This is a genomic window from Arthrobacter sp. ASL1, assembly GCF_056680475.1.
The window spans coordinates 2,469,163-2,489,592 of record NZ_CM155284.1 but is presented as its reverse complement, the minus strand read 5'-3'; the positions used below and the strand labels follow the sequence as shown (position 1 = coordinate 2,489,592).

Sequence of the window (20,430 nt, the reverse complement as noted above, 5' to 3'; positions counted from 1 at the left end):
CCCGGTGTTGGTGCCTATGGCGCCACTCTATGTCGGAAGCCGGAGTGGCGGTACCCTCCCGGTCAGTGCCGGTCGCGGGCCCGCATGTAGAGGTTGAAGGCCGCGGTCATCGGCTTGTTCAGGGCCCTGTCCCACTCCCCCAGCGTCTGCACGACGTTGCAGCCCAGGGTCGTCTTGAACAGGGTCAATCCGGCGAGGGCGTGTTCCTTGTCCAGGGTCGCGGAGACGCCGCCGTGGTCCAGGAACGCGCAGCCCTCGTCCAGCGAGTCGGTGATCATGCGGTGAATCAGGGCCTTCGGGGCGAAGAGCTTGCGCTCGGACGCCGAGGAGGCGCCGTAGACGTACCAGGCGCCCTGCCCGCTCGACACGCGGATGGCCGAGGCCAGGTCGCGACCCTCGTGCACCGCGAAGTAGACGGTGCAAGTCCCCGATGCGTGGGCGTTGAGCGCGTTGAACATCGTGGTGAAATACCGGGCGGGGCGGCCGGTGAAGCCATCGCGTTCGGCGGTCTCCCGATACAGGGCATGGAAGCGTTCGATGTCCCCGACGCCGCCGACCTGCACCTCGAGCGGACTGGAGGCCGCCTTGCGGGTCTCGCGCCGCGCATTCTGGTTCATCTGCGCCAGCACGCCGTCAACGTCCAGCGCCCCACCGTCGGCACCGACCAGCGGGATGCGCGCCTGGAACTCGGGCTGGCCGGCGTTGAAGTCCTCGCTGACCTCCTGCTTGGTCCAGCCGTCGGCGCGCAGGGCGCCGGCGAGCGCGACGGCGCGGGCGTCGGTGTGCAGCGGGTCGAGTTCGGTCATCAGCGAATGCCCACCGGCTGACAGGGCCTTGCGGACCACGCCGGCGGCCCAGCTGCGCTCCACGGCGGGCAGGCCCATGCGCACCAGGAAGACCTTCGTGGCCTTGAAATGGGCCAGCATCGGGGTCGTGACATCGGTCGGGTCCAGCTCATTCCAGTCGGCGACGGGCCCCTCGGGCAGGTAGGCCAGCGTGTACTTGAGCACGGGGACGGGGCGGTGCAGCACCTGCACGGAGGCCCGCATCGTCCCGGCGGGATCGAACCAGCCGAGGTACTCGGGACGCCATTCGCCCTTCACCTTCGACCAGGCCGGAAGTTGCATGAAGCTGGCCTCCGGGTGGGAGGCGAGGTGGGCCAAGTGGTCGTCGGCGGGGATCTGGCGAACCGAAAGCTGGGTGGATGTCACGCCAGCCAGCATAGCAACGCGCCCCCCGGCGTTCGGGGCCCGACACCGCCGCGACAACAGGGGTGATGCGGGGCACGACGGCATCAGCAGCTTCTTTCGGCCCACTCCGCCAGGTACCGCCCAGTCCGTATCCACCGTCGATGCCCGCCATCGCCCAGGGGACACTGATCTGCTTGACGCGCCGGAGGACTCCCGTCTCCCCATCGCGGATCCGGGTCGAGGCGATGGCATCCGTTCAGGGCCAGCACCTGGCAACCCCTCCACCCGCCAGCTGTGCATTACTGCACCTTGGATGTGTCGGCATGCTCCTTTACGTAGCGAAAAGGCACAGCCAGAATGGTCTACGTTCACGACAGATGATGCGGTCGCTACCCTGACGTGAATTCAAAGGCGCGCGGCGTCCCACAGGAATTCAACGGAAGCGACGCACGAATCCAGAATTCAAACCGGGCCGGATCCGATTGGACAACAACTCCCGCAGCAACCTAGCGGACCATCGAAAGGCAGACACATGAGGGCAATCGTTATCACCCCGACCGCGGGCGACATCGCCGGGCTTGCCTCGCTGGAGTTGCAGAATATCGAGCCTCCGCGGCTCTCCCCCGCCCAGATTCGCATCGCAGTTCGCGCCGGGTCCGTGAATCGCGCGGACCTCTTGACTCGCGCCGGGCTCCATGCGCCGGCTACGGCCGACGATACGCCCCAGGTCGTCGGTCTCGACGCGTCAGGGGATGTCATCGAGGTCGGTTCGGATGTGACCGGGATTGAGGTCGGTGACCGGGTGATGGTGATGGCCGGCGGCGGGCTCGCCGAAGAAATCGTCGTCAACGCCGATATGGCCGTCCCGGTTCCTGCTGGTTGGTCGTACGTCGAGGGCGCAGCCGCGGTGCTTGGACTCATGACGGAGCACAATGCCCTGGTGACGGCCGGCGGGCTGGCCAAGGGTGATGTGGTCGTCGTACACGCCGCCACATCAGGAGTCGCCACCCAGGGAATCCAGCTCGCCAAATACTTGGGTGCAGGACGGATCCTCGCGACGGGGCGGTCCATGCGCGCGGAAGACGTCCTCACCGGCCTCGGTGCCGACGCTTTGATCGACACCTCCAACGGCAACTTCGCCACGGGAATACGGGACCTGACGAACGGCAACGGTGCCGATATCATTCTCGACCACGTGGGCGGACCGTACCTGGCAGGAAATCTCGAAGCCTCGGCAATCGGCGGCCGAATTATCGGCATCGGCAGACTCGGCGGAGCCGATGCGACGCTTGACCTGGAAGAACTTGCCCGCAAACGGGTCTCGATCATCGGTGTCACATTCCGCACGCGAACGCCCGCCGAAAAGGCTGAGGTCGTAGCGGCGTTGCGTCGAGATGTCGACTTCGAGAACGCCACAAATGGCCTACGCCCCCTGATCCACCAAATCTACGACTGGACCCAGGCGCTGGAAGCGCAAACCGAACTCGCGAAGAATACGCACATCGGAAAGATCGTGCTCGACGTGAAGTAGGAAACCGCCGGAACTGCCGCGGACGCCCCAGGTCAGTGGTGGCATTCGGTGCATCGGGACATCGGTGAAGGTTCCGGCTTGCGGCCGTCTTTTTGCGGAACGGGGCACGCATTTTCCGATCCCGACGTAGGCGGTGCCCTGCGGCGACCAGAACCCTTCGGCGATGACCTCACGACCGGTCTTCGCGAACGCTATGTTCTCGCCGTCCCAGTCCAGGGTGGCTGTTCGCCCGCCTATCCGCTTGGTCGTCGAGGACAGGGTCCTGCCGGCCCCGGGCACGACGGCGGCCGGACCCCGCCGTCGTCATCTCGCCCTGATACCCCTAGGGGGTACTTGACGAGATACCCTCCAGGGGTATATCTTCGGGGCATGGACACCGCGACGACCACCACCGACGAACACCGCGAACACGGCTACACCGCCGACAAGCAGGCACTGCTCAAGCGGCTCGGCCGCATCGAGGGGCAGGTCCGCGGGATCGCGCGCATGGTCGATGAGGAGAAGTACTGCATCGACATCCTCACGCAGATCTCCGCGGTCAACGCGGCCCTGCACAAGGTCAGCCTCGGCCTGGTCGAGGAGCACATCGGCCACTGCGTCGTCGGGGCCGCCCAGGAATCCCTGGAAACCGGCAACCCCGACATCGTCAACAACAAGGTCCGCGAGGCCTCGGCCGCCATTGGCCGCCTGCTGCGCTGACCCGTTCCACCATCCACACCCACCCCCTGCAAGGAGCACCACCATGGACACCACCATCAGCATCGACGGCATGACCTGCGGACACTGCGTCGCCGCCGTCACCGAGGAGATCTCCGCGATCGACGGCGTCTCGACGGTCGACGTCGACCTCAACGCCGGCGGCATCTCAACGGCCCGCATCCAATCCACCGGCCCGATCAGCGAGGCCACTCTCTCGGAGGCCGTCGCCGAGGCCGGCTACACGGTCGTCGGCAACAACGCCTGACCCCTGGGCCGAGAACCCCAGCTCGCCGCCCCGACCCCGAACGCCCCACCGCACCAGGAGCAGCACCCCATGGAACAGCACGAATCCCTCACCACCGACGGATCCCGGGTCATCGACCTGGACATCCAGGGCATGAGCTGCGCCTCGTGCGTGGGGCGGATCGAACGCAAGCTCGGCAAGATCGAGGGCGTGGCGGCCAGCGTCAACCTGCCGCTGGAGTCGGCGCGCGTCACCGCCCCGGCCGGGGTGTCCGACGCCGACCTCCTGGAGACCATCCAGGCCGCCGGCTACGGGGCCCGGCTGAAGGCCGATCCGCACGCCGCCGGGACCGGGCACGGCGAGCACGCCGACCACGACGACTCCGGCGCCCCGGAGGACCACACCGACCACATGAGCCACGGCGGCACGGCGGACGAACTGCGTCCCCGCCTGATCGTCGGCGCCGTCTTCACCATCCCGCTGTTCCTCATCTCCATGGTCCCGGCCCTGCAGTTCCCGCACTGGGGCTGGGTGGCCCTGGCACTGGCTACCCCGGTGACCTGGTGGTCGGCCTGGCCATTCCACCGTGCCGCCGCCGTCAATGCCCGGCACCTGTCCTCCACCATGGACACGCTGGTTTCGATCGGCGTGCTGGCCGCCTACCTCTTCTCCCTGTGGCAGCTCATCATCGACCCGGCCGTGACCGCCCACGGGGCGGCGATGGACATGACCGAGCACCAGCTCTACTTCGAGACCGCCGGTGTCGTCGCGACCTTCCTGCTGCTCGGCCGCTGGCTGGAGGCCCGCGCCAAGACCTCGGCCGGCGACGCGCTGAAGACCCTGCTCAGCCTCGGCGCCAAGGAGGCGACCGTCCTGCGCGACGGCGCCGAGGTCCGCATCCCGGCCGCGGACCTGATGCCGGGCGATGAGATCGTGGTCCGACCCGGGGAGAAGATCGCCACCGACGGCTACATCCTCGAGGGCGCCTCCGCCATCGACACGTCGCTCATCACCGGCGAATCCGCGCCCACCGAGGTCGGGGTGGACGACACCGTCACCGGTGCCACCATCAACACCTCCGGCCGGCTCCTGGTCCGCGCCACCCGCGTCGGCGCCGACACCACCCTGGCGCAGATGGGCCGCATGGTCTCCGACGCGCAGACCGGCAAGGCGCCGATCGCCCGGCTGGCCGACCGGATCTCCGCGGTGTTCGTGCCGATCGTGCTGGTGATCGCCGTGGTGACCTTCATCCTCTGGCTGGTCTTCACCGGCGACGTGCAGTCCGCGTTCACCGCCGCCGTCTCGGTCCTCGTCATCGCCTGCCCCTGCGCCCTGGGCCTGGCCACCCCCATCGGCCTGCTCGTCGGCACCGGCCGCGGCGCCCAGCTGGGCATCCTCATCCGCGGGCCCGAGGTCCTCGAGGACACCCGCCGGGTCGATACCGTCCTGCTGGACAAGACCGGCACGGTCACCGAGGGCCGCCTCGCGGTCACCGACACCATCGCCACCGGCAGCCTCGGCGAGGACGGGCTCCTGGCCCTGGCCGGTGCCGCCGAATCCGGCTCCGAACACCCCATCGCCCACGCCATCACCGCAGCGGCGGAACGCTCCGGCACACCGGCCCCCGCGGTCTCCGGTTTCACCTCCTCCCCCGGTGGCGGCGTGCGCGCCACGGTGGACACCGCCGTCGTCCTCGCCGGGCAACCCGCCTGGCTGCGCGAGAACAACGTCGAACCCGACGAGGCCGCCCTGGCGGCCCTCCGTCAGGCCCAAGAGCAGGGCACGACGGCGGTGCTCATCGCCGTCGACGGGGCCTCCGTGGGCGTCATCGGGCTGCGCGACACCATCCGGGCCAGCTCCCCCGCAGCGATCGAACGCCTGCGCTCGCTCGGATTGCGGCCGGTGCTGCTGACCGGCGACAACGCCGAAGTCGCCCGGCTGGTGGCCAGCGAGGTTGGCATCCGCCCTGAGGATGTGTTCGCCGACGTGCTTCCGTCGGGCAAGGTCGACAAGGTCGCCGAACTGCAGGCCGCCGGGGCCGTGGTGGCGATGGTCGGCGACGGCGTCAACGACGCTCCGGCCCTGGCCCAGGCCGATCTCGGCCTGGCCATGGGATCGGGCACCGACGTGGCGATCGCCGCCGCGGACATCACGGTGATGGGCAACGACCTGGCCCAGGTCCCGCAGGCCATCGAGCTCTCGCGCAAGACGCTGGGCACGATCAAGACGAACCTGTTCTGGGCGTTCCTCTACAACACGATCGGCATCCCGGTCGCCGCGCTGGGGTTCCTGAACCCGATGATCGCCGGTGCCGCGATGGCCGCCAGCTCCGTGCTGGTGGTGCTGAACAGCCTACGGCTGCGCGGCTTCGGGAAGTAGCGGCCGGACAGCTCCATCGTCTGGCATCCCAGACCGCTCCGCAGGCTTTCGCCCAGGTCCCCAAAATCGGCGTCCCGCTGCTGACCGCGGCCATCATCGCCTGCACGATGCTCGTCGGGGTGGTGCTCGGGCCCCTCGAGGACACCCGGACCGCACTGTACGTCGCCACGGCATGGCTCGTGCTGTTGGTGGCCGCCTTCCGGATCTGGGTCACGGGCGCCGGACGTCGCAGGGTTGAACTGGAGGAAGATGACGTGCCAGCCGCCCACGAGGGGCCGCGGGACGTCCTCGCTGGCCGGGTAGCGCCGCGCCCTCGGGGCCGTCGCCCGAAAACTAGGCCGAAGCCCGGCGCCCGGCCTCCTGCACCAGCACGACGGTGGCGGCCAATGCGTCGTCGCCCAAACGGTAGGACGGCCCGGCCACGCCGATCTGCGCGATCATCGAACCGTCGGCCCCGAAAACGGGTGCTGCCGCCGAGCTCAGGCCCTCCTCGAACTCCTCCAAGGCGAGCGCGTAGCCGCGTTCCGCGGTGGCCACCAGCTCGCCGGCGAGCTGCTTCCGGTCGGTGATCGTCGCCGGCGTGTACCGCTTCAGCCGCCCGGCCAGCAACTGCCGGCGCGTCGCCTCTTCCTGATGGGCGAGCGAGACCTTGCCCGGGGAGGTGCAGTGCAGCGGGGTGCGCCGCCCCAGCCAGCTGCGGCTCACCACCGAACTCGTCGGCAGGATCTGGTCGATCGTGACGGACTCCCCGCCTTCGGTCACGTTCAGCGTGACGGTTTCCCCGCATTCGGCGGCCAACCAGACGCAGGCCTCGTGGACTTGGGGACTGAAGCTGCGGGTCGCCGGGACGGATTGGGCCAGACGGACCAGCCCTTGCCCCAGTTGGTATTCGGTGCTGTCGGAACGCTGTTCCACGAGACCATGGTCCAGCAAGGTGTTGAGGATGCGGAATGCGGTGGACTTGTGCACGTCGAGTTCCTGGCCGACGGCGCTGACGGTACTGGCGCCCTCGCTGGCCAGGAATTCCAGTACGACGGCGGCCCGATCCACCGATTGGATCCCGCCCCTGTTCACGCGCTCGCCCTGTGCCGTCATGGCGATCACGCTATCAGCAGGGTTCCCGGCGGATGCCCGGGGCGCGAAGACATGGCTCAGCCCTTCATCCTGAGGTTCTCCGGATCGAACACCGGAGTCCGCCCGGCACTGAGCACCGTGACCGGATAGTGGTGGCCGAAGTACTCGACCTGCAGATGGTTGCCGTCCCGCGCATGCTCGGGAGGCAGATAGCCCATCAGCAGGTAGCAGCCGGCCGATGGCCCGTCGCCAGCACTGGTGACGTAGGATCGGCGCCCCCGGGCGTCGGTGATGGTCCTGCCGTCGGAGTCGAGGATCGGCTCGTTGCCGGTGGGATAGCGTGCAGGCGTTGACGTCTGGTCATCCAGTCGCAGGGTGCACAGCACGGCGACGGTGTCCTCCTCCCGGGCCCGTACATACGAGTCCTTCCCGACGAATTCCGCCTCCTTGACCCGCGGCAGGGCCAGTCCCGCCTCGACGGGGTTGTAGTCGGCGGAGAGTTCGGCCCCCATCAACCGGTATCCCTTCTCGATCCTGGCGCTGGTCCCGTAGACGCCAATACCCGCCGGGCGGATGCCAGCGGGACGGGCGGCCTCGGCGAGTGCGTCCCAGAGCCTCAGGCCCTGGTCGACGCCGGCGTGCAGTTCCCAGCCGAGTTCGCCGACGTAGGAGATGCGCAAGGCAAGGACGGGGATGTCGCCGACGGTGATGTTCCGTGCCGTGCCGAAATGGAAGGCCGCGTCGGAGACGTCATCGGCGCTCACCGAGGCCAGGACGTCGCGGGCCTTCGGCCCCCAGAGCCCGACGGTCGCGGTCGCGGAGGTCAGGTCGGCCAGGTGGACGGAGCCATCGGAGGGGAGGTGGGTCCGCAGCCAGGCGAAATCACGGCCGGCGTCGGTGGCGCCCGTGATGACCCGGTAGTGCCCGGTACCCAGGCGCACCAAGGTCAGGTCGGAACGGAATCCGCCGCGCGGGTCCAGCAGCGGGGTGTAGATGATCCGCCCCACCGGCCGGTCGACCTGGGCCATGGCCAGCGATTGCAGGAAGTCCATGGCACCATGCCCGGCGATGTCGAATTGGGCGAAGGCGGACAGGTCGATCATGGCGCCGCGTTCGCGCAGGCAGAGGTGCTCGGCGACGCTGATCGGCGAATGCCAGCGGGCATCCCATTCGTGTCCGCGTTGGGGCACCGCATCGCCGAACTCCTGGAGCAGGTCCGCGTTGGAGGCGAACCATTGCGGCCGCTCCCACCCGGCAGCCTCGAAGAACTCGGCACCATTCTCGATGTGCCGGGGATGCATCGGCGAGCGCCGCAGCCCACGGGCGCTGGCGTACTGTTCGCGCGGATGCACGATCCCGTAGGTCTTCGGGAACCCCTCGGCCGCCCTCGCCCGCACGAAGGAATGCGTGCGCTGGGACGGGTGGAACCGGGTGATGTCATCGGCGTGGAGGTCGACTTCGGCGGACCCGTCGGTCATCCACTGCGCCAGGTACTTGCCGACGGCCGGTGCCTCACGGATCCAGACGGCGGCGGCGGACCACAGCCCGTCGACCTCAGGCGTGGGGCCGAGCAGCGCACCACCGTCGGGCGTCAGCGAGAGCAGGCCGTCGATGGCCAGGGTCCGCCGCAACGCCGGGTCGCGCAGCATCGGGAACATCTGCCGGGCGTGCTCCAGCGGCCCCGTGAAGTCGCCCTCGCTCAGCGGCAGCTGGGTCGGCGAGAGGGGAACAGTGCCCACCCGGGCCAGGGATTCGGCGTCGTGCAGGATGCCGCGGTGGGCATACGAGCCGATCTGCAGTTCGCCCCAGCGTTGGCGTTCGTACATCTTGGCGGTCATGTCGCGGATGATCGGGGTGTCGATCTCCACGCCGCTGGCCGCGAACGCGGCGATGGGGCCGAGGTTGATCATCTGGTGGACCGCGGGGGTCAACGGGATGCGGGCACCGGCCATGGCCCCGACCTTCGGCGACCAGACCCCGCAGGCGATGACCACCATCGGCGCGGCAACGTCGCCCGCGCTCGTGCGCACCCCGGTGATGCGGGCCGGGCCCCCGGAGGCGGGCTGTTCGGTCAGCAGGCCGATGACCTCCACGTTGTCGGCGATCCGCAGCGCACCGGCGTCCAACGCCGACTGGCGCAGCAGCCGGCCGGCGCGCACCGGGTCGACCACGGCGGCCGAGGGGGTGTGGAAGCCGCCGGTGATCAGCGAGGTATCGACCATCGGGACCAGTTCGCCGACCCGCGCGGGATCGATGAGTTCGGCGTCGACGCCCCAGGATTTTGCGGAGGCGAGGCGGCGGCGCAGTTCGTCCCGGCCGGCGTCGTCACGGGCGACCTCGATTCCCCCGCAGGTGGTCAGCACCCCGAGCGCCTCGAACTGGTGCATGGATTCCACGGTCAGTTCGGTGACGTTGCGGTGGTGGTCGACGGGGAAGATGAAGTTGGAGGCGTGGCCGGTGGAACCTCCCGGGTCGGGCAGCGGGCCCTGCTCCAGCAGGAGCAGGTTCCGCCACCCGGCCTCGGCGAGGTGCTTGACCAGTGAACTGCCCACGATGCCCGCACCGATGACGACGACGTCGGCGCTGTCGGGCAGGGTGGTGGGCTCCGTGGGCTGGCTCATGGTCTTCTCCTCCGGGTCGATCGCCGTCTCAGGCCTTGGGTGTCTCCTTGGTCGGGTCGATGAACGGCTTGCGGACCACTACCCCCTGCCGTACGCCCTCGGGCGTGTGGACGGCAACGGTGGTGCCTTCGGCACTGAGGCCGATGGGGACCATGGCCAGCCCGATGTTGCGCTCCAGCCGGGGCGAGAAGCAGGCGCTGGTGACCTGGCCGAGTTCGTCGCCTCCCGCTTCGGAGACGGCAAAGGGCTCGATCATGGACCCGTCGTTGTAGCTGCCCAGCGGTGGGCCGCCGATTTCCAGTCCCACCATGAGGCGGTCGATGCCCTCGGCGCGGATGCGCCCCAGCGCCTCCTTGCCGACGAAATCGGCCGACTGGTCCAGGTTGACCATCCAGTTGTAGTCGTAGCCGACCTCCAGCGGGTTGGTGTCCAACGTGATGTCGCAGCCGTAGGCCAGCATGCCGGCTTCGATGCGGCGGATGTGGCAGGGGCCGATGACGCGCAGGTCGTGCGCCCGCCCGGCCTCCCACACCATGTCCCAGAGCTTGCCCCCGTCACGGCTGGCGTTCTCCAGGTAGATCTCGTAGCCGGTCTCGCCGGTGTACCCGGTGCGGGATACGACGACGGAGAGGTCGCCCAGCCTGCGGCGTTGCAGCCAGTAGTAGCCCAGGTCCAGGATGTCCTCGCCGAAGAGGTCGGCCATCAGGCCCTTGGCCTTCGGTCCCTGGATCTGGACCGGTGCGACGTCGATTTCCTTGACGGTCACGTCCCAGTTGCCGGCCGTGGCCAGGCCCATGGCCCAGAGGTGGACGTCGCTGTCCGCGAGCGAGAGCCAGAAGCGGTTCTCCTCGACGCGCAGCAGGATCGGGTCGTTGATGATGCCGCCGTCGGCGGCGGTGATGAAGACGTACTTGCACTGCCCGACGGCGCATTGGCCCAGGTCGCGCGGGATCAGGTAGTTGGTGAAGTCGAAGGCATCGGGCCCGCTGATCTCCAGTTGGCGTTCCACGCCGACATCCCAGAGGGTCACGTCGTTGAGGAGCGACCAGTACTCGGAGACCGGATCACCGTAGTGGCGCGGGTGGTAGGTGTGGTTGTAGACGCTGTAGGCAGCGACGCCGTGCTCCCTGGACTTCCAGAAGTACGGTGACTTGCGCAGTCGCGTGTAGAGCGTCACCTCGGGATGCGGATTGACGTTGGAGCCTGTGCTGGGTAGTTGGAATGCGCCTGTATCGGTGGCCTCGGACATGATCACTCCCTGATCGGATCCCGGCGCCGGCGTCGTGCCAATCGTTGCGCATGGTGCGCAACTCTGCGCCATGTGCAACCAGTGTGGGCGTCGGCGCAGGCGGGGTCAAGGGTAGTTAGACCCGGAATCCAAACCAGTTTCCGGACCCGGGCCTGGGGCCCTCGACACCAACGCGGCGTGCCTTGTCAGGGCGATTTGAGCTCATCCGCCCGGACCAACAGCACTCCCCCGACGATGGCCACCCCGCCGAGCAGCTGGATGGGCGCGGGCATCTGGCCGAGCAGCAGCCAGGCCCAGAGGACGGCAAAAAGGACCTCCGTCAATGAAATGAACGAGGCCACCTTGGATCCGAGGGCCCGGGCGGCCATGATCCCCGAGACATAGGCCAAAACGGTGGCGAGGATGACCAGCCCTGCCAGGGCGGCCCACCATGGCGCCTCGAACCCGGCGAAGCCCACCGGGCCAAACGTCGCCGTGAAGGGCAGCAATCTCGTGGCACCGAGCAGGAGCATGAGCAGGGCACCGACCAGCAGCCCGCCGGTGGCGAGCACCAGCGGCGGCAACGAGTCGTTGGCCTTGGCGGTGACGAAAAAGTACACGGCCAAGCCGACGGCTGCCCCCAGGCCCCAGAGTACGCCGATCGGATCGACCCGCTGCGGCCCGGTCAGGTCCAGGACCAGCACCAGCCCACCCAGGGAGAGCAGGGTTCCGGCGATGGTCAGGACACGGGGCACGCGGCGGGTATGCACCCACAGGGCCAGGACGATGAGCACCGGGGCCATGTACTCGAGCAGCAGGGCCACCCCGACACTGAGACGGCCAACCGCCTGGAAATAGGCGAACTGGCAGATGCCGACGCCGAAGATGCCGAAGAGCAGGATCGGCTTCCAATTCGCGGCCACCGAACCCCAGCGTCCGCGCAGCGCCAGCAGCGTCGGCAGCAGCAGGACCAGGAAGGCGCCGAGCATGCGGGCAGCCACGGCCGCCCCGCTGCTCCAGCCGGCTTCGAGCAACGAGGTGGCGAACGAGCCGGAGATGCCGAACACGGCGGAGGAGAACAAGGCGATCCAGATGCCGGCGGCCGCCGGGTTGGTCGTTCCCCGAGCACGGCTCGTGGTCTGCGTGGACATGCTGCTCCTCGGGTCGGCGGTGGGTTGGAGTATTCGCTCAGGGGATCGGATTTCTCCGAAAACCGCCGTCAGGGGTAAAACTCCGTATACTACTGACATGAGCATACTCTGCGGACGTGGCATGGAGAAGAAGGAGTCAACATGATGTTTGCCCCTGACACCGAGCAGTCCCTGCAGACGGTAGTTCACCTGGTCAACACGCTGCATGGCGGCACCGATGCGCTCCTCACCGGGGCCGATCTCGACGTCTTCGTCGACCAGGAGGGGTTCACCGGGTCGAGGACACACGACGCCCCGGAACTACGCAGCGTCCGCCATGTGCGCGGAACACTGCGCACCCTGTGGGTCGCTGGCGAGGACGAGGCGGTGGTGATCGCGAACAACATCCTGCGCAATGCCCGCGCCCTGCCCCAACTGGTCAGGCACGACCACTGGGATTATCACCTGCATGCCACCAGTCCATCTGCCCCGTTGGCCGAGCGCATGGCGGTGGAGGCCGCGATGGCCATTGTGGACGTGCTGCGCTCAGGCGAACTGGAACGCCTGCGGATCTGCGCTGCCCGGGACTGCGACGCCGCCGTGCTGGACCTCTCGCGCAACCGCTCGAAGCTGTACTGCGAGACAGGAAACTGCGCCAACCGCGAGCATGTGCGCGCCTACCGCCAGCGCCAGGCGGCCAACCGGTCCTAGACTGTTCCCATGCGGCACGCCCGCACGCACCGGCCAGGAAGGAAGAGACCGTGAACACCTTTGAACAACCGCAGGAGCACCACGCCTCCGAGAACTACGATGTGGACCTGGAACACGCGTCGGACGGGACGCTCAAGGCGGCGGGCCGCTGGTTCGTCGGGCTGGCGGACGCAGTCCTCGGTGGCGACGGAACCGACGCGATGGGCGCGACCGCTGTCGTCCGGCGCATCGACAACGACGCGGAGATCCTGCGCATCACGGGGAACAACATCGACGAGGCCGAGGGGCTGGTCGCGTTGATCCGCCGGGATCTGGCGGAGATGGGCCGCGAGCAGTTCCTCGAGGAATGGGGCGGCAAGGACGGCGTCGAGACCGTCTAGCCGGCCACCAACGGACCGGCTACTTCTGGCCGGGCTTCTTATTCGGCTTGTCCGATGAGAGGTTCACTCCCGAGCCCTTGCTGAGCGCGTCGGGGTTCTCCTTGCCAGCCATGGACAGCACCGAGATGACCAGCAGGCTGGCGATGAATGCGATGCCGAACGCGATGAGGCCGATGTCCATGCGCAGGGGGTTGTCTCCTCCGCCGGTGGCCGAGATGGAGGCGACCACGCCGGCGACGATGCCCGCGACCAGGGAGAAGATCAACGGCGCCTTGATGCTCTGCTGCCACGAGCGCTTCTGCTGGGACGGGTTGGAACCCACGGGGATGCCTCCTGGAAGAATTTGGAACGGCTCCAGTCTACCGCCCGCCGACCCGCTCGCGTGCATCGTGCCGGTATCCGAACGCAGCGATCAGCAGGAACACCGCGATGATGATCGCCCCGCCTCCGGCCACGCCAAAGACACCGTGCTGGTCCAACCCCGGCCACGCCAGCAGCAGGATGCCCGAGACCGTGGAAACGGCCCCGGTGATGAGGAACTCCCGAATCGGCACCAGATCGCGACGGTGGCGGAAGTAGACGACGAGCTCGAGCACCCCGGCGATCGCGAGCCCAATGCCGCCGGCGAGGGTCATCGCCGTCGTGCTGGCGAAGATGAGCATGAAGATCGCGCAGAACGACCAGGCAATGGCCGCCCCGCCCAGCAAGCCGCGGACGGGCGAGGGCACGACCCGGGCCACGGCGAAATCCCAGGCCGACTTGGACGTCAGGACCAGGTAGGCGGCGAACGAGTAGGCGACGACGGCCTCGCTCGGATGCTGCCAGAACACCGACACGGCGCCGAAGGCCACCGCCACGACGGCACGGAACATGATCGGTTTCCAGACGGCGGCGGCTACTTCACGGGGGGCGGTTACGGCAGGCACCCTACGATCCTAATGGGAATCGGGACGGCCGGGATTCAGGCCGGGGCGCCGACGGACATCCACCGGTCGTTGCGGATGCGCCACAGCAGGGTCAGGGCGCGCAGCGCCATGTAGCCGACGCCGAAGGCGCACCACAGCCAGAGGATCGGCAGATCGGGGACCAGCGGCAGCCGGGCGGCCGCGGCCAGCAGCGGCGCATAGAGCACCAGGGCGACCACCCCGGCGACGGCCAGGTACCGGGCATCTCCGGCGCCGATGAGGACCCCGTCGAGGACGAACACCAGCCCGGCCAAGGGCTGGGAGGCGGCCAGCACCCACAATCCGATCGCCGCCGCACGCTGGACCTCGGTGTCGGAGGTGAACAGCGCCCCCAGGACGGGAGCCACCAGCGCCAGGACGACGCCGGTGCCCACCCCGAAGAGCAGCCCCCACCGGGTCATCACCCGGGTCAGGGCGCCGGCGGTGGCCTTCTCGCCCGCACCGAGCTCCTTGCCGATCAGCGCCTGGGCGGCGATGGCCAGCGCATCGAGCGCGAAGGCCATGAACGTGAAGATGGTGAACACGAGCTGATGCGCGGCCAGGGTCAGGGCGCCATCGGAGGTGGCGACCCAGACGGTGGCCAGGATCCCGACCCGCAGGCTCAGGGTACGCAGCATCAGCCAGCTGCCGACCTTTCCGGTGCCGATCACCCCCGCCACGTGCGGGCGCAGGGGCACCCCGGCGGCCCGCAGTCGGGGCACCAGCAGCACCAGGTACACCGCGGCCATGGCCCACTGGGCGATCGAGGTACCGATGGCCGAGCCGGCCACGGACAACCCGGCCCCGTAGACCAGGCTGAAGTTCAGCACGATGTTGACCCCGAAGCCACCGCCGGCGACCAGCAGCGGGGTCTTGGTGTCCTGCAGCCCGCGCAGCACCCCGGTGGCGGCCAGGACCAGCAGCATGGCGGGCAGCCCGGGCATGGACCAGCGCAGGTAGTCCAGCGCGAAGCCGAATACCGGCCCCGTGGCCCCCATGCCGGACAGCAGCGCCGGTCCGGCGAACCAGCCGGCAGCGGCCAGCAGTACGCCGAGGGCCAGCGCCAGCCACAGCCCGTCGCGTCCGGCGGCCAGCGCCAGGTCCAGGCGCTTGGCTCCCAGCCACCGGGCGACGGCGGGGGTGGTGGAATAGGCGAGGAAGACCATCAGCCCGACGGCGGTCTGCAGCACCGTGGTGCCCAACCCGGCCCCGGCGAGTTCGTTGAGGCCGAGGTGCCCGACGATCGCGGTGTCGGCCATGAGGAACAGGGGTTCGGCGATGAGCGCGCCCAAGGCGGGGACGGCGAGCGCGAGGATCGTCCGGCCCAGCCCGGCGGGGACATGCGGCGGTTTCGCGTCTGGGTCACCGGCCACGGACGGGCCCCGTTCCAACGGGGCGGGCACCGGAGGCGCGCAGGAAGAGCGCGGCCACCCCGGCGGCGAGGCCCTGCAACAGGAGCACGAAGAGCACGGCACCGCCCCAGCCGAACGGGGCGAATGCCAGTCCAACCGCCCAGCCGAACAGGCTCGACCCGGTGTAGTAGGCGAGGTTGTACAGGCTCGCCGACTGGGCACGTCCGGTCCGGCCAATCAGCGGAACCCAGCCGCTGGCGATGGCGTGGGCGGAGAAGAACCCGGCAGTGAACAACACCAAACCGGCCAGGACGACGACGATGTTCGGCGCCAGGGTCACGCAGGCCCCCGCCGCCATCGTGCCGATCGAGCCGAGCAGTGCCGGCAGCCGGCCAAACCGGTTGACCAGCAGGCCCGCCTGCCGGGAGGACCACGTGCCGGAGAGGTAGGCGATGAAGACCAACGAGGTCAGCGAAGCCGGGATAAGGAACGGCGGCGCCTCGAGCCGGAAGCCCAGGAAATTGTAGACGGCCACGAAACCGCCCATCAGCAGCAGGCCCTGCGCATACAGGGCGAGCAGCCGGATGTTCGCCAGGTTCGTCCACAATTTGCGCGCCAGCCCGGGTTCGCCGGGGGTACGCCGCGGCACGGGGGTGAAGCCGAGTGGTTTCGGGGCCAGGGCGATGAACGCTACCGCGGCCACGGCGGCCAGCAGCGAGACGGCCAGCGTCCCGACCCGCCAGCTCACCAGTTCGGAGAGCGGCCCGGCAATCAACCGCCCGGCCAGCCCCCCGAGCGTCGTGCCGGAAATATAGGTCCCGGCTGCGATGGCCGAGTGCATGGCGTGGATCTCCTCGCTCAGGTAGGCCAGGGCGACGGCGGGGATCCCGCCGAGCGCGACGCCCTCCAGGAAACGCAGTCCCAGCAGGGCCTCGAATCCCGGCGAGGCGGGGACCAGCAGGCCCAGCACGACGGCGGCAACGACCGCCGTCTGCATGGCCCTCAGCCGGCCCACCCGGTCCGCAACGACGGACCAGCCGATCACCGAGACCGCCAGGCCCAGGGTCGCTGCGGAAACGGCGAGCGCGGCCCGGGCCTCGGAGACGCCTTGCGCGCGGGCCAGCGCCGGGAGCACGCCCTGCACCGAATAGAGCTGCGAGAAGGTCGCGACACCGGCGGCAAACAACGCGAGGATCATCCGCCGGTAGCCGGCCGACCCGCGGGCGTGCCCGGCGAAGGGGACCGCACCGTTCATGCGGAGGGGACCAGCGGCAGCAGGAAGTAGGCGACGGAGAGGGCAATCAGGTTGTTCAGCACGTGGATGAGGTACGAGTAGGCCAGCGACCGTCCGGTGAGTACGTAGGCGACGCTGATGACCGCGCCCAGGCTCACATACGGGATCGCGGCCATCGGGTCGAAGGATCCGCTGCCCAGGAAGTGCATCCCGGCGAACAGCACGATCGAGATCACCACACACACCCAGACGTTGACCTTGCGGCTGAGCTTGCCGATCAGCAGGTGGCGGAAGACGTACTCCTCCACGAACGGGCCCATGATGGCCGCCATGACCAGCATGGTGGGGAACGGCACCGACGTGGTCATGCCCTCGATGGCCAGCTGGTTCTCGCTCTTGACCGCGCCTCCCAATGAGACGATGACGATGGTGGTGATGACCAGGTTCACCACCCAGGCCCCGGGCACCATGAACGCCTTGGCCCACGGGTGGTGGGCGAACGTGCGGAAAGAGCGAACCAGGGTGGGGAACGCCATGATCATGGCGCCCGTGAACAGCACGGCGTAGACGATGAAGTTCACCGCGGCGGCGGCTCTTTCCGCGGTGTTGAACGTCTCCTTGAATCCGGGGATGAGGGTCAGCAGGGCCGCGGCCCCGGCGACGAAGAGGACCACGTACGCCAGCACCATGACGGCATCGCCGATGCGGAAGCGGTCCGGCGCGAAACGTCCCCGCCGGCGCGGACGCGGCGCACGGGACGAGGGACCCGGCGCGGCCGGCTGCGGGGTGGATTGCATGGTTCCAGCCTAGCGAACGTTAGAGGACCCGCAGCCCGGCTTCGGCGGCCAGCAGGGGCGCAAGGTCCTGGAGCTGGAGCTCTCCGACGGTCGCTCCGCGCAAACCGGCCACCCCGGCCACCCCGGCCAGGGCGGCTCCCCGCAGATCAACGTCCTTGAGCCGGGCGCCATGGAGGGCGAGCATTCCGATGCGGCAGTCCTCGAAGGCGACGCGCTCGGCCTGGACGTCGCCCAGATCCAGTTCGTCGATGATCAGCGAGCGGAAGACGACGTCGCGCAGTTTGGATCCGCGCAGGTTCACGAGGTCCAGCTTCCCGCCATCGAAGAGGACCGCGCGGAGGTTGGCCCCATGCAGCTCGGCCGATCCAATGCGTGTCCGCTCGAGGCGGGTGTTCCACCAGCCGCTTTCGGGTGCGCGCAGGGAGGCAGCGGAGAGGTCGGCGATCTCGCAGTTGCCGAACGTGGCACGGTTCAACTCGGCCCCCTGGAACGAGACCCGGCGCAACGTGCAGTCCGTGAAGACGGTGTCCTCCAGATCCTGGCCGTCCGCGTCGTCGGAGTCGAAGAGCAGCCCGTCGCTGCGTCCGTCCAGGTCCACTGCGGTGAGGTCCCCGGCTGGGCGGGACTCCGGAGCGTCAAAGGCGGGGAGGCGGGGAGGACGAGGGGCCGGGCTCTGTGTCATCCGCCGATGCTACCGGCAGCGGGCCATCACGACGGAACGCCCCCGCCGAGACCGAGGGTCAGGTCGCAGTTCCTGGAGCCGATGGGCCCTCGGTGTCGCCCGCGGGAGCCCCACCCTGTGCGCCCATTCCGGCGGCGACTCCTGCAGGAGTGGCCGCCGCGGCGTCGGCGTCGGCCTCCGCATCCGGGTCCTCCGCCGGCCCGGCGAACTGGGACATGTACAGGCGGTGGTAGGCCCCGCGTGCCTGGAGCAGTGCCTCGTGGTCCCCCTGCTCGACGATCCGGCCGGCCTCCATCACCAGGATGGTGTCGGCGTCGCGGATCGTCGACAGGCGGTGGGCGATCACGAAGCTGGTCCGGTCGGTGCGCAGCGCCGCCATGGCGTGCTGGACCAGCACCTCGGTGCGCGTATCGACCGAGGAGGTGGCCTCGTCGAGGATGAGCAGCGAGGGATTTGCCAAAAAGGCGCGGGCGATGGTGATCAGCTGCTTCTCGCCGGCGGAGACGTTGGTGCCCTCGTCGTCGATGATCGAGTCGTAACCATCCGGCAGCGCCTTCACGAAGCGGTCGACGTAGGTGGCGCGGGCCGCCTCGTAGACCTCCTCGTCGGTGGCGTCGAGGCGGCCATAGCGGATGTTGTCCATGATGGAGCCGTTGAACAGCCAGGCGTCCTGCAGCACCATGCCGACCTTCGAGCGCAGTTCGGCGCGCGAGAGCGCGGTGATGTCCACCCCGTCCAGGGTGATGTTCCCGCCGTCGAGCTCGTAGAAGCGCATCACCAGGTTCACCAGGGTCGTCTTGCCGGCGCCGGTCGGACCGACGATGGCGACGGTGTGGCCCGGGTGCGCCTCGAAGGAGAGGTCCTCGATGAGCGGCTTGGCCGGGTCGTAGGAGAACGTGACGCCGTTGAACTCGACGTGGCCCTCGGTGCGGGCGGCCAGGTGGGCCGTCGCAGTTTCGGGGTCCTGCTCCTCGGCGTCGAGCAACTCGAACGTGCGCTCGGCCGAGGCGACACCGGACTGGACCTGGTTGGCCATGCCGGCGATCTGGCCCAGCGGCTGGGTGAACTCGCGCGAGTACTGGATGAACGCGGTCGCGTCGCCCAGGCTCATCTGCCCCGAGGCCACGCGCAACCCGCCAACGACGGCGATTCCCACGTAGGCCAAGTAGGAGATGAACTGCATGACCGGGAAGATCGTGCCGGAGACGAACTGGGCGCCAAAGGAGGCCTTGTAGAGTTCCTCGTTGCGCTCGTCGAAGCGTGCCACCGAATCGTCCTCGCGGCCGAAGACCTTCATCAGGTCGTGCCCGGAGAAGGATTCCTCGATCTGCCCGTTCAGCGACCCGGTGGATTTCCACTGGGCGGCGAACAACCCCTGCGCCCTGCCGCCGATGACCGCGGCCGCCACGGCGGACAGCGGGAGCGCGACCAACGCGATGAGCGCCAGCTGCCAGGAAACGATGAACATCATGATGACGATGCCGATGACGGTCAGCACGGACTGGATCAGTTGGGAGAACGCCTGCTGCAGCGCCGTCTGGATGTTGTCCACGTCATTGGTCACCCGCGAGAGCAGGTCGCCGCGTTGGCGGGTGTCGAAATAGTTCAGTGGCAGCCGGTTGAGCTTGTCCTCGACGTCCTTGCGCAGCTTGTAGACCACGCGCATGACGAGCGTGTTCAACAGGAAACCCTGCGCCCACATGAACACGTTGGATACGAAGTACATGGCCACCACGATCGAGATGATGATGCCCAGCTCGTGAAAGTCGATCCCGACGCCGGGAACCAGGTTCATCCGGCCCAGCATGTCGGCAAGATTGTCCTGCCCCTGGGCCTGCAGCCCCTGGACGACCTGCTCCTTCGTCGCCCCGGCAGGCATCTGGGCGCCGATGGCGCCGGAGAAGATGACGTCCATGGCCCTGCCGAGGATCTTCGGGGCGATGACGTTGAGCACGACGCCTGCGGTGACGAACAGCAGAACGACGGCGATGCCCGCCTTCTCGGGGGCCAGCAGGCCCACGAGGCGCTTGGCGGAAGGCCAGAACTGCTTGGCCTTGCGCACCGACTGTTGTCCGCCGAAACCGTCGTCCATCGACATGTCCGCGAATTCCTCGTCGGGCGCGACGGCGGTGTCCACCGCTACCGGGCCTGCACCCTGGGCTGCTGCTTCCTGCGGCGTCGCGTCTGCCGCCTCGCCCGGTTTCTGCGGCGAGCGGCGTGCGCGCTTGTCGTTG

General features: G+C 68.7%; 18 protein-coding genes. 6 read left to right on the top strand and 12 right to left on the bottom strand.

Annotation, left to right across the window (positions count from 1 at the left end; all coding sequences use genetic code 11):
* Window positions 1-62: 62 nt before the first annotated feature.
* Window positions 63-1,211 (bottom strand): lipid II:glycine glycyltransferase FemX, encoded by a 1,149-nt coding sequence (locus AC1MEQ_RS11780; RefSeq protein ID WP_479790972.1) that lies wholly within the window; start codon window positions 1,209-1,211, stop codon window positions 63-65.
* Between the two features lie 511 nt (window positions 1,212-1,722).
* Here AC1MEQ_RS11780 and AC1MEQ_RS11775 point away from each other — a divergent pair.
* The 4 genes from AC1MEQ_RS11775 to AC1MEQ_RS11760 all read left to right on the top strand — a co-directional run bounded on the left by AC1MEQ_RS11775 (window position 1,723) and on the right by AC1MEQ_RS11760 (window position 6,043).
* A complete protein-coding gene (locus AC1MEQ_RS11775; RefSeq protein ID WP_479790970.1) occupies window positions 1,723-2,721 on the top strand; it encodes a zinc-binding dehydrogenase in 999 nt (332 codons plus the stop codon).
* Window positions 2,722-3,090: 369 nt separating this feature from the next.
* Window positions 3,091-3,420, top strand: a complete 330-nt coding sequence (locus AC1MEQ_RS11770) for a metal-sensitive transcriptional regulator (RefSeq protein ID WP_479790968.1) — start codon at window positions 3,091-3,093, stop codon at window positions 3,418-3,420.
* Between the two features lie 43 nt (window positions 3,421-3,463).
* Window positions 3,464-3,685 (top strand): heavy-metal-associated domain-containing protein, encoded by a 222-nt coding sequence (locus AC1MEQ_RS11765; protein ID WP_479790966.1) that lies wholly within the window; start codon window positions 3,464-3,466, stop codon window positions 3,683-3,685.
* Between the two features lie 69 nt (window positions 3,686-3,754).
* Entirely contained in the window at window positions 3,755-6,043 is a 2,289-nt protein-coding gene (locus AC1MEQ_RS11760; RefSeq protein WP_479790964.1) for a heavy metal translocating P-type ATPase, read from the top strand.
* Window positions 6,044-6,376: 333 nt separating this feature from the next.
* On the opposite strand, the gene AC1MEQ_RS11755 is transcribed toward AC1MEQ_RS11760, so the two are convergent.
* The 4 genes from AC1MEQ_RS11755 to AC1MEQ_RS11740 form a co-directional block, all read right to left on the bottom strand.
* Window positions 6,377-7,138 (bottom strand): IclR family transcriptional regulator, encoded by a 762-nt coding sequence (locus tag AC1MEQ_RS11755; protein WP_479790962.1) that lies wholly within the window; start codon window positions 7,136-7,138, stop codon window positions 6,377-6,379.
* Between the two features lie 56 nt (window positions 7,139-7,194).
* Window positions 7,195-9,738 carry a GcvT family protein gene (locus AC1MEQ_RS11750; protein WP_479790959.1) on the bottom strand — a complete coding sequence of 848 codons (2,544 nt, stop codon included), beginning with the start codon at window positions 9,736-9,738 and terminating at the stop codon, window positions 7,195-7,197.
* Between the two features lie 28 nt (window positions 9,739-9,766).
* Window positions 9,767-10,987, bottom strand: coding sequence for a glycine cleavage T C-terminal barrel domain-containing protein (locus tag AC1MEQ_RS11745; RefSeq protein WP_479790957.1), 1,221 nt, complete (start codon window positions 10,985-10,987; stop codon window positions 9,767-9,769).
* A 185-nt stretch (window positions 10,988-11,172) separates the two neighbouring features.
* A complete protein-coding gene (locus tag AC1MEQ_RS11740; protein ID WP_479790955.1) occupies window positions 11,173-12,117 on the bottom strand; it encodes an EamA family transporter in 945 nt (314 codons plus the stop codon).
* A 141-nt stretch (window positions 12,118-12,258) separates the two neighbouring features.
* Here AC1MEQ_RS11740 and AC1MEQ_RS11735 point away from each other — a divergent pair, with 141 nt between their 5' ends.
* The gene (locus AC1MEQ_RS11735) at window positions 12,259-12,807 is read left to right on the top strand and encodes a CGNR zinc finger domain-containing protein (protein ID WP_479790953.1); all 549 of its coding nucleotides are present in this window, start codon (window positions 12,259-12,261) and stop codon (window positions 12,805-12,807) included.
* 50 nt (window positions 12,808-12,857) lie between these two features.
* Window positions 12,858-13,187: a hypothetical protein gene (locus AC1MEQ_RS11730; protein ID WP_479790951.1), complete on the top strand. Its 330-nt coding sequence runs from the start codon at window positions 12,858-12,860 to the stop codon at window positions 13,185-13,187.
* Between the two features lie 19 nt (window positions 13,188-13,206).
* Here the strand turns inward: AC1MEQ_RS11730 and AC1MEQ_RS11725 are convergent, their stop codons facing one another.
* Genes AC1MEQ_RS11725 through AC1MEQ_RS11695 form a run of 7 tightly spaced genes read right to left on the bottom strand, consistent with a single transcriptional unit; the run spans window position 13,207 to window position 20,294 of the window.
* Window positions 13,207-13,509: a hypothetical protein gene (locus tag AC1MEQ_RS11725; protein WP_479790949.1), complete on the bottom strand. Its 303-nt coding sequence runs from the start codon at window positions 13,507-13,509 to the stop codon at window positions 13,207-13,209.
* Window positions 13,510-13,546: 37 nt separating this feature from the next.
* A complete protein-coding gene (locus AC1MEQ_RS11720; RefSeq protein WP_479790947.1) occupies window positions 13,547-14,113 on the bottom strand; it encodes a DUF308 domain-containing protein in 567 nt (188 codons plus the stop codon).
* A gap of 35 nt (window positions 14,114-14,148) precedes the next feature.
* The gene (locus tag AC1MEQ_RS11715; protein WP_479790945.1) at window positions 14,149-15,504 is read right to left on the bottom strand and encodes an MATE family efflux transporter; all 1,356 of its coding nucleotides are present in this window, start codon (window positions 15,502-15,504) and stop codon (window positions 14,149-14,151) included.
* Window positions 15,494-16,738: an MFS transporter gene (locus AC1MEQ_RS11710; protein ID WP_479790943.1), complete on the bottom strand. Its 1,245-nt coding sequence runs from the start codon at window positions 16,736-16,738 to the stop codon at window positions 15,494-15,496. Before AC1MEQ_RS11710 ends, AC1MEQ_RS11715 begins: the two co-directional genes overlap by 11 nt.
* A complete protein-coding gene (locus tag AC1MEQ_RS11705) occupies window positions 16,735-17,514 on the bottom strand; it encodes a CPBP family intramembrane glutamic endopeptidase (protein WP_479790941.1) in 780 nt (259 codons plus the stop codon). The genes AC1MEQ_RS11710 and AC1MEQ_RS11705 overlap by 4 nt, the downstream gene beginning before the upstream one ends.
* Before the next feature lie 19 nt (window positions 17,515-17,533).
* Entirely contained in the window at window positions 17,534-18,196 is a 663-nt protein-coding gene (locus AC1MEQ_RS11700) for a pentapeptide repeat-containing protein (protein ID WP_479790939.1), read from the bottom strand.
* Between the two features lie 58 nt (window positions 18,197-18,254).
* Entirely contained in the window at window positions 18,255-20,294 is a 2,040-nt protein-coding gene (locus AC1MEQ_RS11695; protein ID WP_479796117.1) for an ABC transporter ATP-binding protein, read from the bottom strand.
* Window positions 20,295-20,430: the final 136 nt, after the last annotated feature.

Coding starts and splice junctions, on each gene's coding strand:
- AC1MEQ_RS11755 (WP_479790962.1), bottom strand. CDS start 7,138: ATGACGGCACAGGGCGAGCGCGTGAACAGGGGCGGGATCCAATCGGTG.
- AC1MEQ_RS11710 (WP_479790943.1), bottom strand. CDS start 16,738: ATGAACGGTGCGGTCCCCTTCGCCGGGCACGCCCGCGGGTCGGCCGGC.
- AC1MEQ_RS11770 (WP_479790968.1), top strand. CDS start 3,091: ATGGACACCGCGACGACCACCACCGACGAACACCGCGAACACGGCTAC.
- AC1MEQ_RS11745 (WP_479790957.1), bottom strand. CDS start 10,987: ATGTCCGAGGCCACCGATACAGGCGCATTCCAACTACCCAGCACAGGC.
- AC1MEQ_RS11740 (WP_479790955.1), bottom strand. CDS start 12,117: ATGTCCACGCAGACCACGAGCCGTGCTCGGGGAACGACCAACCCGGCG.
- AC1MEQ_RS11705 (WP_479790941.1), bottom strand. CDS start 17,514: ATGCAATCCACCCCGCAGCCGGCCGCGCCGGGTCCCTCGTCCCGTGCG.
- AC1MEQ_RS11700 (WP_479790939.1), bottom strand. CDS start 18,196: ATGACACAGAGCCCGGCCCCTCGTCCTCCCCGCCTCCCCGCCTTTGAC.
- AC1MEQ_RS11760 (WP_479790964.1), top strand. CDS start 3,755: ATGGAACAGCACGAATCCCTCACCACCGACGGATCCCGGGTCATCGAC.
- AC1MEQ_RS11735 (WP_479790953.1), top strand. CDS start 12,259: ATGATGTTTGCCCCTGACACCGAGCAGTCCCTGCAGACGGTAGTTCAC.
- AC1MEQ_RS11775 (WP_479790970.1), top strand. CDS start 1,723: ATGAGGGCAATCGTTATCACCCCGACCGCGGGCGACATCGCCGGGCTT.
- AC1MEQ_RS11695 (WP_479796117.1), bottom strand. CDS start 20,294: ATGTCGATGGACGACGGTTTCGGCGGACAACAGTCGGTGCGCAAGGCC.
- AC1MEQ_RS11750 (WP_479790959.1), bottom strand. CDS start 9,738: ATGAGCCAGCCCACGGAGCCCACCACCCTGCCCGACAGCGCCGACGTC.
- AC1MEQ_RS11765 (WP_479790966.1), top strand. CDS start 3,464: ATGGACACCACCATCAGCATCGACGGCATGACCTGCGGACACTGCGTC.